Below are 21,695 nucleotides of genomic sequence, written 5' to 3' on the forward strand. Positions count from 1 at the left end.
AGCTAGGCCGTTTCAATTAAGCCGCCGTGGACTCAAGAAAGTCCTGAGCAAAACGCTGCAGTACACCACCAGCAGTGTAAATAGACACCTCCTCGGCGGTGTCCAAACGGCACTTCACCGTAACCCGCTCGCTTTCACCGTTTTGGCGGTGGATCACCAGGGTGAGCATCGCCCCTGGCGAAACGGCGCCTTCGACATCAAAGGTTTCAGTGCCGTCCAGGCCCAGTGTCATACGCGTAGTCCCGGGCTCAAACTCCAGCGGCATCACCCCCATCCCGATCAGGTTGGTGCGGTGAATACGCTCAAAGCCTTCGGCGGCGATCGCTTCCACGCCCGCCAGCGCCACGCCTTTAGCCGCCCAGTCCCGTGAGGAGCCCTGACCGTAATCCGCCCCGGCAATAATGATCAGCGGCTGCTTGCGGGCCATGTAGGTTTCAATCGCCTCCCACATGCGGGTGACTTGGCCCTCCGGCTCTACCCGCGCCAGCGAGCCCTGTTTAACGTTGCCGTCGGCATCGCGCACCATCTCGTTGAACAACTTCGGGTTGGCGAAGGTAGCGCGCTGGGCAGTCAGGTGGTCACCGCGGTGGGTGGCGTAGGAGTTGAAGTCTTCCTCCGGCAGGCCCATTTTGGCCAAGTACTCCCCTGCCGCGCTGTTCAACTGAATCGCGTTGGAGGGTGAAAGATGATCGGTGGTGATATTGTCCGGCAGTATCGCCAACGGCCGCATACCTTTCAGAGTGCGCACTTTAGCCATATTGCCCTCCCAGTAAGGCGGGCGACGAATATAGGTGCTCTGGGGCCGCCAGTCATATAGCGGGCTGACCTGAGCGCGGGCACTCTTGTCCAGATCGAACATGGGAATATAGGTCTGGCGGAACTGCTCCGGCTTCACCGACGATTTAACAATCGCATCGATCTCTTCATCCGCTGGCCAGATATCCTTCAAAGTGACGGGATTTCCCGCCTGATCCACGCCCAGGACGTCTTTTTCGATATCAAAGCGAATCGTACCCGCAATGGCGTAGGCGACCACCAGGGGCGGAGACGCCAAAAAGGCCTGTTGGGCATGGGGGTGGATACGGCCGTCGAAGTTACGGTTGCCGGAAAGCACGGCGGTCGCATAGAGATCACGCTCAATAATCTCCTGCTGGATTTTTGGATCCAGCGCCCCGGACATACCGTTACAGGTGGTACAGGCGTAGGCCACAACCCCAAAGCCGAGGTTTTCCAGCTCGCTCATCAACCCAGCTTCTTCCAGGTACATCTTGACGGTTTTCGAGCCCGGCGCCAGCGACGACTTCACCCACGGCTTACGCAGCAAACCCAACCGGTTGGCGTTACGGGCGATAAGCCCGGCGGCGACCATATTTCGTGGGTTAGAGGTATTGGTGCAGCTGGTAATGGCGGCGATGATAACCGCGCCGTCGGGCATTTTGCCCGCTTTCTCTTCCGCCTGTGCCGCCTCAAGCCCAACAGCAATACCACGTTGGGCAAGCTCTGAAGTTGGCAAATGGGCGTGGGGGTTGGAGGGCCCCGCCAGGGTGCGGGTTACCGACGAGAGGTTAAAGGTCAGTACCCGCTCGTACTCAACCTCGGTCAAGCTATCCGCCCACAGGCCGGTGTGCTTGGCGTAGGTTTCGACCAGCGCCACCTGTTCATCTTCACGGCCGGTAATTTTCAGGTAGTCGATAGTTTGGCCATCGATGTAGAACATCGCCGCGGTCGCGCCGTATTCGGGGGTCATATTGGAGATAGTGGCGCGATCGCCGACCGTTAGCGCGTCGGCACCTTCACCGTAGAACTCCAGGTAAGCACCAACCACCCGCTCTTTACGCAGGAACTCGGTAATCGCCAGTACCATATCGGTGCCGGTAATGCCGGGCTGCAGCTTGCCGGTCAGCTCCACGCCGACGATATCCGGCAGGCGCATCATGGAGGCACGGCCCAGCATGACGCTTTCGGCCTCCAGACCACCCACACCTACGGAGATAACGCCAAGGGCATCGACCATGGGCGTATGGCTATCGGTACCCACACAGGTATCCGGATAGGCAATGCCGTCGCGGTTCTGCACCACCGGCGACATCTTCTCCAGATTAATCTGGTGCATGATGCCGTTGCCGGGGGGAATCACATCGACGTTCTCAAATGCCGTCTTAGTCCAGTTGATAAAGTGGAAGCGATCATCGTTGCGGCGATCTTCAATGGCGCGGTTTTTCTCGAAGGCGCCCTCTTCCGACCCTGCGTGCTCCACTGCCAGTGAATGATCGACGATTAGCTGGGTGGGCACTACAGGATTAACCTTGGCGGGGTCACCACCCTTCTCGGCAATAGCGTCACGCAGCCCGGCCAAATCGACCAGAGCAGTCTGGCCTAGGATATCGTGGCAGACGACACGCGCGGGGTACCAAGGAAAATCCAGGTCACTCTTGCGCTCAATCAACTGTTTTAGCGCATCGGTGAGCAATTCAGGATCACAGCGACGCACCAGCTGCTCCGCCAGCACACGAGAGGTATAGGGCAGCTGTGCATAGGCACCGGGCTGGATATCTTCCACCGCCTCGCGAGCATCAAAAAACTCAAGCTCTGTGCCAGGCAGCGGTTTACGGTATTGGGTATTCATAGCAGGCAGACTCACAAGAAGGGGGCTGAAAAAAGCCCGGTGTCCAAGTCACCGGGCAGCAAGCGGTTCAGTCTCGCGCTTCTATCGGCACCCACTCGCTCTTCTCGGGGCCAGTGTAATCGGCGCTAGGGCGAATAATGCGGTTATTGGCGCGCTGCTCAAATACGTGCGCCGCCCAGCCGGTCAGCCGAGAGCAGACGAAAATCGGCGTAAACAGCTTGGTGGGTATATCCATGAAGTGGTATGCGCTGGCGTGGAAGAAGTCTGCGTTACAGAACAGCTTCTTCTCACGCCACATGACCTCTTCGACCCGCTCAGAAACCGGGTAAAGCACCTTATCACCCACATCGTCAGAGAGCTTCTTGGACCAGTGCTTGATAATCGCGTTGCGCGGGTCGGACTCGCGATAAATCGCATGCCCGAAGCCCATAATTTTATCCTTACGCTCCAGCATGCCCATGATCTTGCTTTCTGCTTCTTCCGGCGACTGCCAATCCTCGATCATCGCCATGGCCGCTTCGTTGGCGCCGCCATGCAGTGGGCCGCGCAGCGACCCAATCGCACCGGTCACGCAGGAGTGCATATCGGAAAGCGTCGAGGCGCATACCCTTGCGGTAAAGGTAGAGGCGTTAAACTCGTGCTCGGCGTAAAGAATCAGCGATACGTTCATGACCCGCGCATGCAGTTCAGAGGCGGGCTCACCGCGCAGCATATTAAGGAAATGCCCGCCTACTGAGTCATCATCCGTTTCGGTATCGATGCGCACACCGTCGTGGGAGAAGCGGTACCAGTAACAAATAATCGAGGGCAGCACCGCCAGCAGCCGATCAGCAACATCTTGCTGCTGATCAAAATTCTCCTCGGTTTCTAGATTGCCCAGCATTGAAGTGCCGGTGCGCATTACGTCCATCGGGTGAGCGTCTTTGGGGATCTGCTCAAGTACCGTTTTTAATGCATCGGGCAAGCCGCGCAGGCTTTTGAGCTTGCTGATGTAGTGGTCTAGCTCACCCTGATTAGGCAACTTGCCTTTTAACAGCAGGTAAGCGACCTCTTCGAATTTGGCTTTTTCAGCCAGCTCTTTAATATCAAATCCGCGGTAGGTCAGGCCTGAGCCTGTTTTACCTACCGTACACAGCTCGGTGGAACCAGCGCTCTGGCCACGCAGTCCTGCTCCTGTTGCGGGTTTATCAGCCATGGTGTGTCTCCTATTACTGCTTTTATTTTTACTATCGATTTATGAATAAGGTCGTTCATTAAACTTTCGGCAAAGCTATCTTGGTGAGAGGACAGGTTTCCGCGAGGGCGCTGTGAACCCCTCCCTGGGCGCTACTTTTGTCATCCATGACAAAAGACCCTCGCTTCAACCTGTCCTCTCACCAGTTTGCAGAAGAAATCATTTCCAACTGCGCTTCATCTTAACTGGCGGTTTATTGGTCATCGCCTTTCTCGGCAAACAGCGCGTCCAGCTTCTGCTCAAAGTCGTGGTAATTGAGAAAATCGTAGAGTTCGTCGCGGGTTTGCATCAGCGGCACCACGTCTTTTTGGTGGCCGTTGTCGAGGATGCTTTGATAGACCTGCAGTGCCGCAGCGTTCATGGCGCGGAAGGCCGAGAGCGGGTAAAGCACCATGCGGCAGCCAACCTCGCCAAGCTCCGTTTGAGTAAACAGCGGAGTAGCACCGAACTCGGTGATGTTAGCCAAAATGGGTGCATTGACCCGTTCACAGAAGGCTTTGTAATCATCCAGGGTATGAACCGCTTCAGCGAAGATGGCATCTGCACCGGCTTCAACGCAGGCGTTGGCACGCTCAATGGCAGCATCAAGCCCCTCTTTTTGAAACGCATCGGTGCGAGCAATCAAATAGAAGTCGGGGTCGATCTTGGCATCGGCGGCAGCTTTAATGCGGTCGACCATCTCCTGCTGAGAGACAATTGCTTTATTGGGGCGGTGTCCACAGCGCTTTTGAGCCACCTGGTCTTCCATATGTACCGCGGCCACGCCAGCGCGCTGCATTTCTTTTACCGTGCGTGCAATATTGAAGGCACCGCCCCAACCGGTATCGATATCCACCAGCAGGGGCAGCTCGGTAGCGCCGCAGATACGGTGGGCATCTTCCACCACATCATTCATGGTCGTCATGCCCAGATCCGGCAAGCCGAACGAGGCGTTAGCTACGCCGCCACCAGAGAGGTAAATGGCTTGATGGCCAACCTTGTCGGCCATTAGCGCTGTATAGGCATTAATGGTGCCTAAGATCGGCAGCGGACGGTTAGCCTCAAGCGCGGCTCGAAACCGGGCGCCGGGAGTCATCTGGGACATGGGGTGTTTCTCCTATTGCTAATTTCTAGTTATGTTTTAGCTGCGTGATTAAGAGCTTTGCGATTTAGATGCTGACTGTTCGAGGGTCGCTGCATAGCGATCCGCCACATTGGCGCGGGAGGCGCTGACATGGCGGCGCATGAGCAGCTCGGCCAGCTCCGCATCGCCAGCTTCAATGGCATCAACAATGCGATGGTGTTCCACAAAGGCGCGCTGCGGTCGCGTGCCGCTAGCACTGAACTGAGTGCGATAAAGGCGCACAAGGTAGTAAAGGTCATCACAGAGCAGGTTCATTAGCATTTTGTTGTGGCTGCCCTGAACGATGCAGTAGTGAAAATCGAGATCGCCTTCGCGCTGGTAGTAAGCTTCGCCACGCTTTAAATCCGCCTGACCTTCGTGCAGCGCCAGCACATCCCGCAAACCCTGAACCTCTGCCGGTGACATATGCTCAGCCGCCAAGCGCGCCGCCATACTTTCCAGGGCTTCACGCAGGTCAAACAGCTCTAAAAGCTCTTTCATTGAGAGCTTAACCACCCTTGCGCCCACATGGGGAACCCGCTCGATGAGGCGGTGTGCTTCCAGGCGGCGCATCGCCTCGCGCAGCGGCCCACGTGAAATACCGTAGGTTTTAGACAATCCCGGCTCGGTGATCTTACTGCCGGGAGCAAGCTCGCCGCGTACGATGGCATCCTGCAACTGATGAAATACCCGCTCGGCGAGCGTGCGTACTTCAGGGGTTGCCATTTCATGCGGCGAGGAATCGGAATAAGAAGAAGAAACAGGTAAGCTCATGGCGAATTGTCGACAATTAGAAACATAGCGAAACTTTAGCCCCGCGAACCACCGCCGTCAACCTGCTTATAAAGCGACTTTATACATCTTTCGTTGTAGGCAAAAAGTCTAGCTGCAAAAACAGTGTCAACAATCCTCTTCCGAGCGTGAGAAATGCGTCAATCGTGCGACTGGTGCCGATCTTCAACGACCTCTAACATATGCAGCCCTTTTACCGGCCAGGCGTTTGCTTAATGAACCAGGCGTTGACGATAACTGCCCTGCCCTATTCACCCGACCCATTGGGAATATTCGCCTGCCTACGTGCCAGGCCCGGCGCGGTGCTGCTCGATAGTGGCCGCCCTATCGCCACTGGTCGCTTTGATATTATCAGCAGCGACCCGCTTGCTACGCTGGAAGTTGCTCATCATGGCGAAGCGAGTATTGCGTCAGATCAGCTTAGCCCGCCGGCGCACATAGCTAACGATGCGTTTGCCCTTCAGCAGTGGCTACTGGATCAACTGGATATCCCTAATAAAACCAGTGAACTCCCTTTTCTAGGCGGGCTAATAGGCTACTGGGGCTACGATTTAGGGCGTAAAACCTTATCGGTTCAGAGTGCTCAGGCAAGCCCGGTCACCTTACCGCAAGCCCGCTTGGGGCTTTACGACTGGTGTATCACCCTGGATCACATGGCCCAGCAGGCGTGGTTAATCGCCACCCCGCAGCGTCGTGAGCAGGTGGAAAGCTGGCTTACCAAGACGCCAGAGCCAACTAGCGCGTTTACATTAACGAATAGCTTTAAAGCAGAACTTAGCCACACCCAATATGTCGCACGCTTTAACGCCGTGCAGCGCTATATTCGCGCGGGTGACTGCTATCAGATCAACCTGGCTCAACGCTTTTATGCCGACTACCAAGGGGATGAGTGGCAGGCGTACCTGCAGTTACGCAAAGCGACCCCCACACCCTATTCAGGTTTTATGGCCTGGGGCGATAAGGCCGTACTGTCACTTTCACCCGAGCGGTTTATTCAGTGCAGCAACGGCGAGGTCGAAACACGGCCGATTAAAGGTACCCGCCCGCGAGGGGCCACACATGAAGAGGATCAGGCGCTGGCGGCACAGCTATTGAGCAGCACTAAAGATCGCGCTGAAAATGTGATGATCGTTGACCTGCTGCGCAATGACCTGGGTCGCGTCTGCCAGCCAGGCTCCATTCGCGTTCCGCAGCTATGTCGCTTAGAGAGCTACCCTAACGTGCACCACCTAGTTAGCGTGGTGCAGGGAACGCTGGCCGGCAACTACACCCCGCTGGCACTGCTTAAGGCGGCCTTTCCTGGCGGCTCAATTACCGGTGCACCTAAAATTCGTGCAATGCAGATCATTGATGAACTAGAACCCTGCCAACGCAGTGTTTATTGCGGCAGCCTTGGCTATGTCGATGTACGTGGCAGCATGGATACCTCCATCGCTATTCGCACTATGGTTGCCGAGGCGGGAAGACTGCATGTATGGGGCGGAGGGGGCTTAGTAGCAGACTCTCAAGCGGACGAAGAGTACACCGAGACTCTGGATAAAATTCGCCACCTTATTGGCGCTTTGGAATAAGCAGTGCGAGCTCTATATCAAAAAGGAATATAAAAGCCAAACTAAACGGTATTGGGGTTCGCTGCCTCCTGTTTGGTAGCCTAGTCAGTATTATTTAATTTCCGATTAGGAGGCAGTATGTCCTCAGAGCTTGAAGCGATTAACAGAGATTTCGCAAATAATCCTCAAGGGTTAGTTGAGTGGGCGCTGACCCAGGGTGCACGACCTATTTGCACCACCAACTTTCGCCCTTTTGAGGCGGTGATTCTGCATATGGTGACCCAGGTGCGCCCGGATATACCCATTGTGTGGATGGACAGCGGCTACAACACCGAAGCAACTTATCAATTCGCTGACGAAGTGATTCAACAACTCAACCTGAACATCGTGAGCTTTGTACCCCGGCGCACGCGCGCCCACCGCGAGGCGCTGGAAGGCCCCATGCCGGGTATCGACGACCCGCGCCACGCAGCCTTTACTCAGGAAGTTAAAATCGAGCCCTTCGAGCGTGCGCTGCGTGAAATGCAGCCCGACGTATGGTTCACCGCACTGCGCGCTGAGGACACCCCCGAGCGCGCAAAAATGCAGCCGGTTAGTCGCAACAGCGATGGCCTATTGAAAGTTGCCCCGTTGCTGCAGTGGAGCGCCAAAGATATGTACCAGTATCTACAGGCGCATAATCTGCCCAATAACTTCGATTACTTCGACCCTACCAAGGTGGAAGAGAAGCGCGAGTGCGGGCTACATTTGCAGCACTAACTCCACACTGCGGGTTAATACTCCGGCAGGTCCAGGTCGTCAAACAACGACTGCTCATGGCGCGGGCCTGCCGTTAATGCTTCATCAACCCGGTCGCGGGTTAAATGAGGCGCAAAGCGCTCCAAAAAATCATACATGTAACCGCGCATAAAGGTGCCACGACGGATACCAATTTTTGTCGTAGAGCTGGCAAACAGGTGGCTTGCATCCAGTGCCACCAAGTCATCATCAAGCGCCTCGTCCACAGCCATATGCGCCACAATGCCAACCCCCATGCCCAGCCGTACGTAGGTCTTGATCACGTCTGCATCGGCGGCGGTTAGCACCACATTGGGCGTTAACCCTTTCGCTTTGAAGGCATCGTCTAACTGCGAGCGACCGGTAAACCCAAACACGTAGGTAACCAATGGATGCTCACCGAGCGCCTCCAGGGTCAACGGGCCCTGATGAGTGGCTAGCGGGTGCCCTTTAGGCACCAGTACGCAGCGGTTCCAACGATAGCAGGGCAGCAGCACTAAATCGGTAAATAGCTCCAGCGACTCGGTCGCGATGGCGAAATCGGCCTGGCCTTCACTGACCATCTGTGCGATCTGCTTGGGCGTACCCTGCTGCATATGCAGCGCCACATCAGGATATTTAAGGGTGAATTCGCTGATAATGGGCGGTAGCGCATAACGGGCCTGGGTATGGGTCGTAGCAATGGCCAGGCTACCGCGGCGCTCATCGCTATGCTCTTGAGCCACCTGCTTGATGTTTTCGGTGAGACGCAGTACCTGCCCGGCCAGGTCAATAATTGACTGCCCAGCAGGCGTCACACGTGTCAAGTGCTTGCCACTGCGCGCAAAAATCTCGACGCCAAGCTCATCTTCTAACAAACGTATCTGTTTAGAGATCCCCGGCTGTGAGGTAAATAGACTTTGCGCTGTGGCCGAGACGTTCAGGTTATGTCGATTGACTTCCCAGATATAGCGGAGCTGTTGTAGCTTCATATCCTCACCTTATTTATTCTCTATACAGATCTATGTAGACCGTATCTTGATGTAGGCCGAATCGTTAAGCACACACAGGCGCTGATGCCACATCACGTCTGACGGATCGTGTCGTCACACTCGGCACTCTACAGCACCATATAGAATAAAAAACACCAAAATAATACTTTTATATTATAAAAAAAACGCCCTACCAGCACCCTTTAATTTCTGCTATTTAGTTAACTCACTGTGCAGGAAATTTGCCAGCAACCTTCGCGCCCGCTAACATCTGCCCACACTTGTCGCGATAGACACGAGGCGCACTGAAAGAGCACCAATGGATCGCGTAATGACCGTTGCTCCATTTGAGGCAACGAAACAGTAAGAGCAACGCAAACGGGAGAAGCAAATGGCTAATAATGTTGATGTCACCAACGCCAATTTTGAGCAAGAAGTCCTCAACGCTGAACAGCCTGTGCTAATGAAGTTCTGGGCGCCCTGGTGTGGCCCATGCAAGGTCATGGCCCCGGTCGTTGATGAAGTAGCTGCAGAACGTCAGGAAAGCCTGAAAGTTGTTAGTGTCAATGTAGACGACGCACCAGAAATTGCTGCCGAGCAAGGCGTCCGCGGTGTACCTACCGTCATGCTGTTTAAATCCGGCACCAAAGTCGCTTCACTGGTTGGCGCGCAATCTAAGTCACAACTGACGCAATTCATCGAACAAAACGCCTGATGAATGTGTAGCACTTGTAATAGCCGCCGACTCTGTCGGCGGTAACACGCCTTCGCTAAATTTCCTACCTAATTTTTGCGCTTCCACGGCGGCAGACTCGCATCGCTTACCCGAATATCTTTTACACGGCGCTTTCCAGGCCCTAACAGCCTAGCGATCCAACGTGTTTGTGGGTGACTATCAAGTGCGATCTTCAACGTCATCGTTAGTACCACCGAAAGTAGCATCCCCGCCGCACCAAAGATCCACCCCCATACCACCAGCGATAAAAACGCCACAAATGTAGAAAGCCCCAACGCCTGCCCCATTACCCGCGGTTCAATCAGATTGCCGAGCACAAAGTTGATGACCAAATAAGCAGAGGCTAGCAGTAACGCTTGAAAAGCGCCGCCGTCTTGGGAGACCAGCAGCAGCAACACGGGGGGTATCGCCGCCAGCGCGGAGCCAATATTGGGAATAAAGTTGAGCGCAAAGGCCAACACGCCCCACAACAGCGGAAAATCCACGCCTACAATCATGCAAGAGAGCCATACCAGCGCCCCGGTGGCCAGGCTAATCATGGTTTTTACGGCTAGATAGCGCTTCAGCGTTAAGCTGAACTCACTAAAACGCTTCAAGCTAGGTGCCGGATTTTCCAGTGCGCGGGAAATTTTATCGCGCACATTCAACGTCTCGAACAGCATGAAGATGACCAGCAGTCCAACAATGATGCTCTGCATAAAGAGGTTGCCAAGCTGACTCAATAGCGCCGGCATCCAGGAGCCTTCATCTTCCCCCTCAAAGAGCGAGTTGATCTGGTCAGGATTAATCGCTAACCCTCGAGAGGAGAGTGCATTGAGCAAGTTCCAATACTGTTCATAAAGCCGCGACTCTATTTCCGGCAACGCCGTCACGAAGGTACTAAAGCTATTGACCACTAGCAGGCCAATCAGCGATATAAACGCCAGCAACACCATCAGGGTTAACAAGGCTGACAGCCGCATGCTCAGCCCACAGCGATGCAGCCACTGCACTGGAGAGGTACATACTACTGCGATAAATATTGCGAGCAGCAGCGGCACTAATAAATCAGCACCTGCTTTCATTCCTGCAATAATCACTACCAGCGCAGCGAGCGCCAAGGTGGCATTGAGGGGAATACTGCGGTAATCCTCGTCCGACAAGTTCGACATAATCTATCCCTAGCTTGTTGTCCATATATAATGGCTGCATTCGGCATATTGCACAAACCGTGCAAATAATAAGCAACTGTTTTGCGACCACTCTTCCGTGCTGAACTTTCTTTTCTACTTCGCTTCAAAGCTACGTCTACTTGAATGATTTATACCCGGTTTTAACTTGGCGGCGCCACTGCCCGCTCACTAAGGAAAACATTTATGCAAGCCATACCAGCTAACCTTCAAAAACCAGGCTCTAAACGTTTACGCAATGGCCTACTAGGCGGCGCTCTATTGGCACTCCTTAGCGCTCCTTTTGCACACGCTTCACCGTCAACACCGCCCCAGCCAAGCTTGCATGTTCAAGCGCAGTCTTGGGTTGAGGTAGAACCCGACAAGGCCACCCTGAATGCACGATTGTGGGAAAACACACCCGCCCTTTCCACCTTGGAAGAGAGCGATAGTAGCGCACTTAGCGATGCCCGCGAGCGCTTAGAGACCCGCGCCAGCGAATTAATCGAACAAATGGAAGCCACCGGCCTTGAACGCAATGCCATCAATGCAGGCTCGCTAAATGTCTATCCTGAGCATATTCAAGGGCCACGCAATGAAGATGGCGAGCATGAGACCCTGCAGCGCACACGTCTTGAGCGCCCGATCACCGTCGAACTCACCGACCTTGGTCAGTTAAGCGAGGTGTTAGACGCGCTAATAGCCGCTGGTGTTAACTCATTGGATGGCGTGCAGTTTGACCTACAAGACCGCGACGCTGCCACTGACGAAGCGCTGGTCAAAGCGCTGGAGAAAGCGCAACACAAAGCAAACCTGATGGCCGACAGCTTAGATGCTGAGCTTGGTCATGTGCAGCGCATTGAAGAGACGCAATCACCTATCTTCCAGCCGCGCATGATGGCGATGCGTGCAGAAAGCGATGCCGCTGGCGCCAGTCAATCCAGTGCCGCCAGCGATTACAGCCCCGGCACCATCCGCATTGATGCCGGGGTTAGCGTTGAGTGGGCGCTTAAAGGGCCAGACGCTCCACGCCGCCCAGATAGCGACGTAGCGGCTCAGGAATAATCACCGAGCCATCTGCCTGCTGGTGGTTTTCAAGCACCGCCAGCAGGCAACGACCAACCGCCAGCCCTGAACCGTTCAGCGTATGTAGCAACTGCGGCTTTTTGGAATCCGGATGGCGATACCGCGCTTGCATACGCCGGGCCTGGAAATCCTCGCAGTTAGAGACAGACGAGATCTCCCGGTAAGTCTCCTGGCTGGGCAGCCACACTTCCAAGTCGTAGGTCTTCGTGGCCCCAAAGCCCATATCCCCAGTGCATAGCGTCACTACGCGATACGGCAACGCCAGTGCCTGCAGGATCGCCTCTGCATGACCACGCATCTCTTCCAACGCTTCGTAGCTCTTCTCCGGCTCCACAATCTGCACCATCTCGACTTTATCGAACTGATGCTGGCGGATCATTCCGCGGGTATCGCGCCCGTGCGAGCCCGCCTCGGAGCGGAAACAGGGCGTATGTGCGGTAAGCTTCATCGGCAGCGCTGCCTGCTCGACAATTTCATCGCGTACAAAGTTGGTCAGCGGTACTTCTGAAGTGGGAATCAGGTGGTACTCGCGCTCATCGTCCAACTTGAACAAATCTTCGCCAAACTTCGGCAGTTGGCCGGTGCCCATCAGCGAATCGCGGTTGACCATATACGGCACGTAGCACTCTTCGTAGCCGTGCTGTTCGGTTTGGGTATCCAGCATAAACTGCGCCAACGCCCGGTGCAGGCGCGCTATCGGCCCGCGCATGACCGCAAAGCGAGCGCCAGTGATTTTAGCCGCCAGCTCAAAATCGAGATAACCCGACTGCTTACCCAGATCAACGTGATCCAACACCTCGAAATCAAACTCCCGCGGCGTGCCCCAGCGGTGCAGCTCGACATTCTCGTCTTCGCTTTTGCCTTCCGGCACGCTTTCATGGGGCAGGTTGGGAATACCGCTGATAGCGTCGTCCCACTCTTCCTGGACGTCGGCTAGCTCGCGCTTGGCTTTATCCAGGCGATCGCCTAAATCGCTGACTTCATCCAGCAGCGGCTGAATATCTTCACCGTTGGCTTTGGCTTTACCAATCGCTTTGGAGCGCATATTGCGCTCATTTTGCAGCTGCTCGGTTTGCGTTTGCAGCTCGCGGCGACGCGACTCCAGCGCCTGCAATCCCGCTTTATCAAGCACAAAGCCCCGCCGGGCCAGTTGTTGAGCAACCGTGTCAAGATCACCGCGCAGCAGTTTCGGATCGAGCATGAATCCTGTCCCTTGGCCTGAAAACAATAAAAGCACCGCGCCAATGCGCGTGCATAAAGGGGTCTATTGTAGGCAAAAGCGCGGCGAGGAGCTATGGCCGGTATCACCAGACGCACGTTTAGCTACGCTAAAAGGCTCCAGCACCAGAGAAGTCAGCACTAGCTAACGCCACACTCCAGTAGCGCGTGGTAAGCCTACGGCGCACCCGCGAATGCAGCGCATAGCGCTGCTAGAAGGTAGCGGCACGTAATAAGTTTGCACTATCGCTAAGCAAGGTTCAGTTATCGAATCGACTGTATGTGCTATGACCACTCGGCATATCCATCCCAGCCCGTTAGCCAAAAGTGATAGAGTGCCCGCCGATTCGTCTAACGAATCGATAAATAATAGGTTTTAACACTTTTGACAGGAGAAGCGCAGTGCAGGAGACAGCACAGCAAGGAAAGTTTGCCTGGTGGCGACGAATTGCCCTATGGAAGAAGATTCTCGCCGGCTTGGCGTTGGGTATTTTGGCAGGCGCGCTATTAGGTGAGACCGCCAGCGTGTTTAAACCGCTGGGCGATATTTTTATTAACGCCATTATGATGCTGATTGTGCCACTAGTGTTTTCCACTCTGGTGGTGGGTATTACCTCAATGCGCGACCCCCAGAAAATGGGTCGTATTGGCGCGCGTACCATTACGCTCTATTTGGTCACCACCGCCTTTGCTATCTCCATTGGTCTGGTACTTTCCACCCTGCTGCAGCCGGGCGTGGGCGTTGATTTAAGTTTTGACTCTGAAGTGGCCGCTAACGAAGCGCCATCGCTGGTCTCTATTCTGGTTAACTTAGTGCCGCGTAACCCGTTGGACGCCCTGGCCAACGGCAACATTATGCAGATCATTGTGTTTGCCATTGGTTTAGGTATTTCGCTGACGTTGATCGGCGATAAAGGCGAGCCGGTCATGAAGGTCTTCGATAGCTTTGCCGAGGCAATGTACAAGCTCACCGGCATTGTGATGGCGTTTGCGCCCTTCGGCGTATTTGGCTTAATCGCCCACGTCTCCGGACAGTACGGTTTAGAGATATTGCTGCCGCTGGCCAAGTTGATTGGCGTGGCGTACCTGGCCAGCATTCTTCACGTGCTGGTGATCTACTCGGGTTTGATCTCGCTACTGGGGCGGCTAAACCCCATGCGCTATTTGCAGGGCAGTCTGGACGCTATTGTTGTGGCGTTCTCGTCCGCTTCTTCTGCGGGCACCCTGCCGGTCTCTATACGTTGCGCGCAGAAGAACCTGGGCGTTTCCGAAGGGGTTTCAGGGTTTGTGTTACCGGTAGGCGCCACCATCAATATGGATGGCACCGCGCTTTACCAGGGCGTGGTCGTGCTATTCATCGCCCAAATGACTGGCACTGATTTGAGCATGATGGATTACGGCATGATTGTCGCCACCGGCACACTGGCCTCCATTGGTACCGCAGGCGTACCAGGCGCTGGCCTGATTATGCTCTCGATTGTGATGGCCCAGGTTGGTCTGCCGCTGGAAGCTATCGCCGTGGTCGCGGGGATTGATAGGATCCTTGATATGGCACGCACCAGCGTCAACGTTGCCGGTGATTTGATGGTGACAACCCTGGTAGGTAAAAGCGAAGGGGAGCTCAATGAAGAGATCTACAACCGCCGCTAGTATGAACTCAGGCATTTATAGCGTGTAAAGAAGCGCAACTCATTATGCGATCAGCAAGCATCCCGTCACAGAAAAACACCCGGCAAATGCTAGGTGTAGGCAGGGATGCTTTGATACCGTCTCTCGATAGCAACTGCAAGGGGGATTTACCCTCCTTGCAGTTAATATTTACTTTGGGACTTCAACACGCCAAACGCAATATGCGCCAATTCCGCATAGCCGCTTCCAACACCAATAACGTTGGTTTGCCACGGGCTCAAACTTCAGTTTGCTGGCATCAATGCCGATACATGCCATCACGTTGTCTCGCGTTGTTCGTACAGCTTCTTTCGGAGTGCTAAAGACTTTGGATACCGTTCAAATTGACGTGATAAAGAACATCTACGAAGCAGGGCCAATGCCCTTGTTCATTTGGAGACTCAGTTGACGATGGACAGTTTCAAGCTCCAAACCCAGGAATAAAGAAAAATTCCAAGCATCAAAACAATCACGAAAACATCAATTCATATAAGTCCCACCGTTAACATTAATAGTTTCTCCAGTGAGAAAATCAGACATACTGGACGCAAGAAAAAGCACAACATCTGCTACATTTTTAGGTGTTCCTAATCTTTTCAAAGGCACATTAGATGTGACTTTTTCAAAGTAATCATCTGACCATTGTTTAATCATATCGGTTTCAATAGGACCAGGACTAACACCATTAACATTTATATTATACCTTGCCATCTCAAGAGCAAGATGCCTTGTTAAGTAATCAACACCAGCTTTAGATGCTCCATATGAAGGGGCAGCATTCTTATGCCCCGACTTAGCAGTACTAGAACTAACATTAACAATTTTACCGCAACCCCTCTCGACCATATGAGATAAAACTGCCTTGCTGAAATAAAAATTTCCATTCAGGTTAACATCGACTACATGATGCCAATCTTCTAACTCAACATCTAAAGTAGCGCTGCGCATATTAATGCCAGCATTATTTACCAATATATCAATCTTCCCAAAAAGTCCTATTGTTTTCTTAGAAACCTCTTCTGCAGTTTCAGGATTAGTAACATCCCCAGCAAAAACCAGACACTCCCTTCCCATTTTTTCCACATCGCTGTAAACTTCATTTAACAGCTTTAAGTTTGTACCAACAATAGTTAAAGAGGCTCCATTCTCAGCCAGCGTATTAGCAATACTCCTGCCTATACCTCTACTAGCACCCGTTACGATCGCTACCTTATCAGCTAACATCATCGCCATTAACCTCAAAAATGAATTCAATTACTAATTGATGGCTTATTACATCAACAAGTCCGGTAGGAATGTCACAATTTTCGGGAATACAATAATACTAAGTATAGACACAAGGTAAATAATGACAAAAATGACAATATGTTTCATCATTTTCAGTACGTTTGTACCGGCTATTTTTGCTGACAATAAAGTAGACAACCCATAAGGCGGCGTTACCGTCCCCAGCCGAATAGCCATCACCGTTACAATACCTGCAACAACCGGATCAACGCCTAATTCGCGTATAACAGGAACGGACATAGGCACAAAGATTAGCATGGCTGAATTTGGCTCCATAAAGGTACCAAGGATAAAATACAGCAACACCAGCACTAATAAAAAAGTAAAGGCGTTAAAATCATTTTCAATAATAAAACTAATGACTGGATCTAGCGCTTGATAATAAGATAAGACCCAAGATAAAAACGAAGCAGCGGCAATCAATATATAGATAGAGGCTGAATCCGTCACAGCCCTGTGCATAACTTCTTTATAATTTTTAAAGCTTCTTTCCTTTTTAATAAAGAAGGCCACAACAAATACATACACCACGGCAATCGCGGCGGCTTCCGTTGCGGTGAATACACCTGCCATTATCCCCACAATGACAATTAAAAACAAACTAACGGGAAAAATGCTTTTCTTGATCGCCAACCGCTTGGAAAGCTTATCATCCTCACTTAAACCAAGAAGTTCATTACTCACAGGCCCAACATTATTTTTATGAGCATAATAGTAGGCGTAAAACATTTGGGTTGCACCAATCAGAACCCCTGGAATAATCCCTGCTATAAACAACGAAGCGACAGAGGTCTGTGATAAAGCACCATACACTATTAATAAAATACTAGGAGGTATTATCGACCCTATGGTAGAAGATGCAGCGGTTATCGTTGCTGCAAACTCTTTGCTGTAACCTGCTTTTACCATGGCAGGTATTAAAATTCGGCCTAGCGATGCAACATCTGCTACTGAAGAGCCCGATATAGCCCCAAAAAACACACTCGTTACAATATTTATATGTGCCAGGCTGCCTTTCAAGTTACCCACTAAGGATTTAGATATATAAATTAAGTCATCTGTTACTTTTGTTAGGTTGAGCAACGCACCACAAAAAATAAATAGCGGGATCGCTAACAGTGTAAAGCTTGAAAAGGACTCGATCATAACAGAACTAGCTTGAGTCAAGCTTACGAGCGGCTCGAAGATGATAGGAATCGCTGCAGCGATAACTATACTGAACGCAACAGGAACGCCAATCAACAAGCAAACAAGGAAAACAGAAATGATTGTCAGCAAAATCATTTACTTTGAACCTCTTTTTTATGTTTCTTAAAAAACAAGCCCCTAGCATTGAGCAAATGAAAATAAACCATGAGTATCGAGCCCACCAAGAATGCTGAATAATAATAAATTAGGGAAGGCTGCGAAGAAAGAAATCGAATCGATACTAATTCCGACCTAACCAACCCTGACTTGAAAGCAGCAACGCCAATAAAAACCAGTATCACAATACCCACAAGAGTAAGAAAATAGACGATGGCATCTCTTATTTTAGTTCCTCTTTCGCTCAAATAATCCGAGAGTATGTCAATTTCCAAATGTGCCTTTTCCTTTACTGCTATAGCAGACCCCAAAAAAACAAGCCACAGTAGAGAAAACTTCCTTAACACCTCTAGCTCCGGTATGGAATAAGAGAACACATACCTTGTGATCACCCCAGTAAACAACGTTACTGAAATTAGCACCAGCATGAACATACCTATCAATGATACCGATCTTAACAGTAAAGAATTAATTTTTTCATTCCACATGTCACAACCTCCAAAGAGGTACTACCCTCAAACCTTAGGGCAGTACAAACTCACTATCAGTTAAAGGTTTCGTTAACGACATCTTCCACATCATATTTTTCAGCCAATTCATTTAACTGAACCCGCGATCTTTCAATAAAACTCTCTCGATCAGGATCTGTAAAACTCACACCAAAATCATTTTCTAACGTTGCGATATCTTCTTCAGTTTTTTCAAAAGCTTTACTGATATATTCAGGCTGAACGACATCCCGTGCTCTTTCGATTGCGTCTTTATGTTCACCAGACAATGCTTCATATCGTTCGTTATTCATGACCACAAAACCAAGATCTAAACGGTGCTGTGTTCTAGCTATGTATTTGGCTACTTCGCCAAACCGCTGTTGAATCATTGCATCTAAACTATTTTGCGACCCATCTGCGACGCCTGTTTGTAGCGCAGAGTATACTTCGTTAAAGGCAATGCTCGTGGGGTCAGCCCCTAAGTTACGCCACCACTCAAGCTCAGTAGACCCTGTGCCACTGCGCATTGTTTGCCCTTCTAGGTCTTCAACAGAATTAATGGGGAAGGTACTAATGATATTTCTTTCCAGGCCGCCCTCATACATAACTGTCTTCAAACCAGGATTTTCTAGAAGCAAATCCTCGAAATATGAAAGTTCACCTTCTGTATTCACGATAGATTCGAAATGTTCTCTATCTTTAAACAGATAATAAGCACCCAGCACTTCAAACACGGGATTTTGTTCAGCGAACCAGCCTGAGTCTGAGTAGATCATATCAATATCACCAGAGATGACTGACTGATATAAGCTTGAGGCGTTGCCTAGGGTTCCATCAGTGTGAACGGTGACTTCGATCTCTCCGTTACTCTGACTTTCAATTTCTTCGCCAAATGCTGTAAGCGCTCTCGCTAGCAGTGAGTTCTTAGGTGTAATCGTCGCAGCTACCAACTTCACTGTTTCTTCGCTTGCGGAAGCTTGCTCAGAATCTTCATTCGAGCAACCACTAATGACGGTAAACAAAGCTCCTGACAACAATAGAACTGTTGTTTTGTGCAACATAGTCTTTTCTAAAATCATTGTTTGTTCTCCTTTAACACAAACTAAGCGTTTAACCCGCTCTTGTGTGATTGTATTAGCGGTCTGTAACGTTGGGCCTCAGGGCGACTTCGTAAAGGCGCCGCATACGATATCGACTGCGCAAAGATTCAACCGAAGTGAGGCAGTCGCATACAACAGCAATAAAAATCGAAGGCACTGAATCAGTGACCTGCAATTTATCAATGCTGTTGCTCCTCTTCACGCCTATTGACATCTATGATCTCTCTCAACGCTCAGCGTCCTACCACAATGGCTTCAGCCAACAATGTTGTCAATTACGGAAATACATAAAATTCATATTAAGAAAATATATAAAAATAAGTCATTGTTAATAAAGAATTTTTAAAACAAATAACCCTTTAGTCTATACGCTTATTTTTACTCTATAACTTGACAACATCTTTTCCAATGATGATGCTCATCGTCATAAAGGCAGCGATAACACACCCATGCCGCTAAGGAGTGAGTACAAAAAATGACACCTGACGAAATCGCAGCAAAAATGAACGGGGCCTCCGTCTCGCGCCCTGGCGGGACCGAAGCTATTCTGCCGTCAGCAGCCGTACAAAATCATGCCGCTTTCCTATCCGCCCTTCCCGATGGCGCACTGCTCTGCACGTGGTTCGGGGGAACACTCGAAGGCAAGTCGGATATCTCCATTCACGCATCAGTGCTGTCGCCTAACGCAGATACCTGGGGACCCGCGCAACGCCTTACCGGCGACGCGACCCGGTCTGAACAAAATCCAATCATCTTTATATCGCCCGAGGGCGAAATAATTCTGTTCAATACGGCTCAACCTTCGGGCAATCAGGATGAAGCCAGGGTGATCATGCGCCGACTTGAGGTAAAGGGCGCGCATGTAACCAGTGGCCCCAGCCGTGACCTGGGTTTGCCGGATGGAACCTTTATCCGCGCCCCACTGAGTGTTAGGCAGAACGGCGAGTGGTTGCTGCCACTATTTCGCTGTAACCCTCGCCCAGGCCAACGCTGGAATGGCAGCTACGATACGGCTGCAGTAGCGGTCTCGAAAGACCGAGGCGAAACATGGGCAATTGCAGACGTGCCTGATTCGCCAGGGGCTGTTCACATGTCAACGGTGACGCTCGAAAACGATAAGCTGGTAGCCTTCTATCGTCGCCGCCAAGCAGATTTCGTACACCGTTCAGAAAGCCTCGATGGCGGTCAAACCTGGACATCCCCCACGCCCACCAACGTACCTAACAACAACTCCTCAATTGGCGTGACACGGCTCGCCGATGGGCGAATCGCTATGGTCTGCAATCCAGTATCAGCAGCAATGTCTCAGGATCGCCGCGAGTCTCTGTATGACGAGCTAGGCGAGGAGGATGATCGGCCAAATGCTTCGGGCGGCTGCCAGCCGATCTGGGGTGTTCCACGCGCCCCCTTGGCGCTATGCCTTTCCGAAGACGATGGACGCACCTTCTCTTATCAAGTCGTTATCGAGGAGGCCACAGGCACATGCCTCTCCAACAACTCGGTGGACGGCCACAACAAAGAGTTGTCTTACCCCGTCATTCTGCAGCGAGACAATGGGCAGGTGGAAATCGCCTACACCTTATACCGCCGAGCTATCAAGCATGTTCGGCTCAGCCTTGATTGGATAAACGGAGCAGCCGTATGAGCGATATTCTCGGTATTACTATGGGCGACCCCGCTGGAGTCGGCCCCGAAATAACCATCAAGGCGCTGGCCGAGATGACGCCCGAAGAGCGAACGAAAACGCGCGTTTTTGGCAACCTGGCGACCTTAGAGGCAGCCCAAAAGGCAGTCGGCACATCCATTGACCTTTCAGGCTTAGTCGAGGATGTAGACATTCCGGGTGCTCCATTGCCCTGGGGCCAACTTAGCCACGCGGCTGGGGATGCCGCTTTTCGCTTTATTGAGACGGCGGTTCGGGCGGCTCAAGACGGCTCAATTGGCTGCATTGTCACAGCGCCGATTAACAAGGAGTCGCTGAACGCGGCTGGTCATCATTATGATGGCCATACAGGCATGCTACGCACTTTAACGGGATCGGATGCGGCCTACATGCTGCTGGCATCTGAGCGGCTGGAAGTGATCCACGTATCGACTCATGTCTCACTAAAAGATGCCATTGAGCGCGTGACTCCCGAGCAAGTACTCGTGACGATTCGCGCCGGCTACGAGCATATGCGCCGTATGGGTGTCGAGTCTCCCCGTATTGCCGTCGCAGGACTTAATCCTCACTGTGGCGAAAACGGCTTATTCGGCAATGAAGATATTGAAAAGATCAAGCCAGCTGTCGCCATGGCGCATGACGAAGGCATGAACGTTGAAGGGCCCATTTCAGCTGACACTGTCTATTATCGCGCCTACCAGGGTGAATTCGACTTAGTGATCGCCCAATACCACGATCAGGGCCATATTCCGATCAAGCTAATCGCCTTCGACTCGACGGTGAATGTCTCGGTGGGACTGCCGATCGATCGCACGTCAGTCGATCACGGCACGGCTTTCGATATCGCCGGCACTGGTAAGGCCAACCACACCAACATGAAAGCTGCCATTGCCTATGCGCGCAAACTGGTAGCAGGCAGGTACACATCATGACAACCAACG

At 51.9% G+C, this 21,695-nt stretch carries 18 protein-coding genes; 7 read left to right on the forward strand and 11 right to left on the reverse strand.

Going from position 1 to position 21,695, the window contains the following annotated elements; translation table 11 throughout:
* Nucleotides 1–16: 16 nt before the first annotated feature.
* The 4 genes from acnD to YERSI8AC_RS14995 all read right to left on the reverse strand — a co-directional run bounded on the left by acnD (nucleotide 17) and on the right by YERSI8AC_RS14995 (nucleotide 5,736).
* Entirely contained in the window at nucleotides 17–2,626 is a 2,610-nt protein-coding gene (gene acnD / locus YERSI8AC_RS14980) for a Fe/S-dependent 2-methylisocitrate dehydratase AcnD (RefSeq protein WP_138800532.1), read from the reverse strand.
* A 67-nt stretch (nucleotides 2,627–2,693) separates the two neighbouring features.
* On the reverse strand, nucleotides 2,694–3,821 hold the full coding sequence (gene prpC / locus YERSI8AC_RS14985; protein WP_159177002.1) for a bifunctional 2-methylcitrate synthase/citrate synthase: 1,128 nt from the start codon (nucleotides 3,819–3,821) through the stop codon (nucleotides 2,694–2,696).
* Nucleotides 3,822–4,053: 232 nt separating this feature from the next.
* A complete protein-coding gene (prpB, locus tag YERSI8AC_RS14990) occupies nucleotides 4,054–4,944 on the reverse strand; it encodes a methylisocitrate lyase (RefSeq protein WP_022522896.1) in 891 nt (296 codons plus the stop codon).
* Nucleotides 4,945–4,992: 48 nt separating this feature from the next.
* Nucleotides 4,993–5,736, reverse strand: coding sequence for a GntR family transcriptional regulator (locus YERSI8AC_RS14995; protein WP_022522895.1), 744 nt, complete (start codon nucleotides 5,734–5,736; stop codon nucleotides 4,993–4,995).
* Nucleotides 5,737–5,969: 233 nt separating this feature from the next.
* Here YERSI8AC_RS14995 and pabB point away from each other — a divergent pair, with 233 nt between their 5' ends.
* Nucleotides 5,970–7,325 (forward strand): aminodeoxychorismate synthase component I, encoded by a 1,356-nt coding sequence (gene pabB / locus YERSI8AC_RS15000; RefSeq protein ID WP_138800529.1) that lies wholly within the window; start codon nucleotides 5,970–5,972, stop codon nucleotides 7,323–7,325.
* A 117-nt stretch (nucleotides 7,326–7,442) separates the two neighbouring features.
* Nucleotides 7,443–8,063 carry a phosphoadenosine phosphosulfate reductase domain-containing protein gene (locus YERSI8AC_RS15005; RefSeq protein ID WP_022522893.1) on the forward strand — a complete coding sequence of 207 codons (621 nt, stop codon included), beginning with the start codon at nucleotides 7,443–7,445 and terminating at the stop codon, nucleotides 8,061–8,063.
* 14 nt (nucleotides 8,064–8,077) lie between these two features.
* Here the strand turns inward: YERSI8AC_RS15005 and cysB are convergent, their stop codons facing one another.
* The gene (gene cysB / locus YERSI8AC_RS15010) at nucleotides 8,078–9,052 is read right to left on the reverse strand and encodes an HTH-type transcriptional regulator CysB (protein ID WP_009287995.1); all 975 of its coding nucleotides are present in this window, start codon (nucleotides 9,050–9,052) and stop codon (nucleotides 8,078–8,080) included.
* A gap of 391 nt (nucleotides 9,053–9,443) precedes the next feature.
* Here cysB and trxA point away from each other — a divergent pair, with 391 nt between their 5' ends.
* Nucleotides 9,444–9,767, forward strand: coding sequence for a thioredoxin (trxA, locus tag YERSI8AC_RS15015; RefSeq protein WP_007113240.1), 324 nt, complete (start codon nucleotides 9,444–9,446; stop codon nucleotides 9,765–9,767).
* 68 nt (nucleotides 9,768–9,835) lie between these two features.
* On the opposite strand, the gene YERSI8AC_RS15020 is transcribed toward trxA, so the two are convergent.
* Entirely contained in the window at nucleotides 9,836–10,939 is a 1,104-nt protein-coding gene (locus YERSI8AC_RS15020; protein ID WP_138800528.1) for an AI-2E family transporter, read from the reverse strand.
* 204 nt (nucleotides 10,940–11,143) lie between these two features.
* Between YERSI8AC_RS15020 and YERSI8AC_RS15025 the strand changes: the two genes are divergently transcribed.
* Nucleotides 11,144–12,001, forward strand: a complete 858-nt coding sequence (locus YERSI8AC_RS15025; protein WP_022522891.1) for an SIMPL domain-containing protein — start codon at nucleotides 11,144–11,146, stop codon at nucleotides 11,999–12,001.
* Here YERSI8AC_RS15025 and serS read toward each other — a convergent pair.
* Nucleotides 11,946–13,223: a serine--tRNA ligase gene (serS, locus tag YERSI8AC_RS15030; protein WP_138800526.1), complete on the reverse strand. Its 1,278-nt coding sequence runs from the start codon at nucleotides 13,221–13,223 to the stop codon at nucleotides 11,946–11,948. The genes YERSI8AC_RS15025 and serS overlap by 56 nt on opposite strands.
* A gap of 419 nt (nucleotides 13,224–13,642) precedes the next feature.
* Between serS and YERSI8AC_RS15035 the strand changes: the two genes are divergently transcribed.
* Nucleotides 13,643–14,890, forward strand: a complete 1,248-nt coding sequence (locus YERSI8AC_RS15035) for a dicarboxylate/amino acid:cation symporter (protein ID WP_009287993.1) — start codon at nucleotides 13,643–13,645, stop codon at nucleotides 14,888–14,890.
* Nucleotides 14,891–15,388: 498 nt separating this feature from the next.
* Here YERSI8AC_RS15035 and YERSI8AC_RS15040 read toward each other — a convergent pair whose 3' ends face one another.
* From YERSI8AC_RS15040 to YERSI8AC_RS15055, 4 genes are read right to left on the reverse strand one after another with little or no spacing between them, the layout of a single operon-like run.
* On the reverse strand, nucleotides 15,389–16,135 hold the full coding sequence (locus tag YERSI8AC_RS15040; RefSeq protein ID WP_159177003.1) for an SDR family NAD(P)-dependent oxidoreductase: 747 nt from the start codon (nucleotides 16,133–16,135) through the stop codon (nucleotides 15,389–15,391).
* Between the two features lie 45 nt (nucleotides 16,136–16,180).
* Nucleotides 16,181–17,479 carry a TRAP transporter large permease gene (locus YERSI8AC_RS15045; RefSeq protein ID WP_159177004.1) on the reverse strand — a complete coding sequence of 433 codons (1,299 nt, stop codon included), beginning with the start codon at nucleotides 17,477–17,479 and terminating at the stop codon, nucleotides 16,181–16,183.
* Nucleotides 17,476–17,988: a TRAP transporter small permease gene (locus YERSI8AC_RS15050; RefSeq protein WP_159177005.1), complete on the reverse strand. Its 513-nt coding sequence runs from the start codon at nucleotides 17,986–17,988 to the stop codon at nucleotides 17,476–17,478. The genes YERSI8AC_RS15045 and YERSI8AC_RS15050 overlap by 4 nt, the downstream gene beginning before the upstream one ends.
* Before the next feature lie 56 nt (nucleotides 17,989–18,044).
* Nucleotides 18,045–19,070 (reverse strand): TRAP transporter substrate-binding protein, encoded by a 1,026-nt coding sequence (locus YERSI8AC_RS15055; protein WP_159177006.1) that lies wholly within the window; start codon nucleotides 19,068–19,070, stop codon nucleotides 18,045–18,047.
* A gap of 496 nt (nucleotides 19,071–19,566) precedes the next feature.
* On the opposite strand from YERSI8AC_RS15055, the gene YERSI8AC_RS15060 reads away from it, so the two are divergent.
* A complete protein-coding gene (locus YERSI8AC_RS15060) occupies nucleotides 19,567–20,736 on the forward strand; it encodes a sialidase family protein (protein ID WP_159177007.1) in 1,170 nt (389 codons plus the stop codon).
* On the forward strand, nucleotides 20,733–21,686 hold the full coding sequence (pdxA, locus tag YERSI8AC_RS15065; protein ID WP_022522884.1) for a 4-hydroxythreonine-4-phosphate dehydrogenase PdxA: 954 nt from the start codon (nucleotides 20,733–20,735) through the stop codon (nucleotides 21,684–21,686). Before YERSI8AC_RS15060 ends, pdxA begins: the two co-directional genes overlap by 4 nt.
* The last annotated feature ends 9 nt before the right edge of the window (nucleotides 21,687–21,695 follow it).

Origin of the sequence: Halomonas sp. 113 (genome assembly GCF_904067645.1) — a bacterium.
GTDB classification, from domain to species: domain Bacteria; phylum Pseudomonadota; class Gammaproteobacteria; order Pseudomonadales; family Halomonadaceae; genus Vreelandella; species Vreelandella titanicae.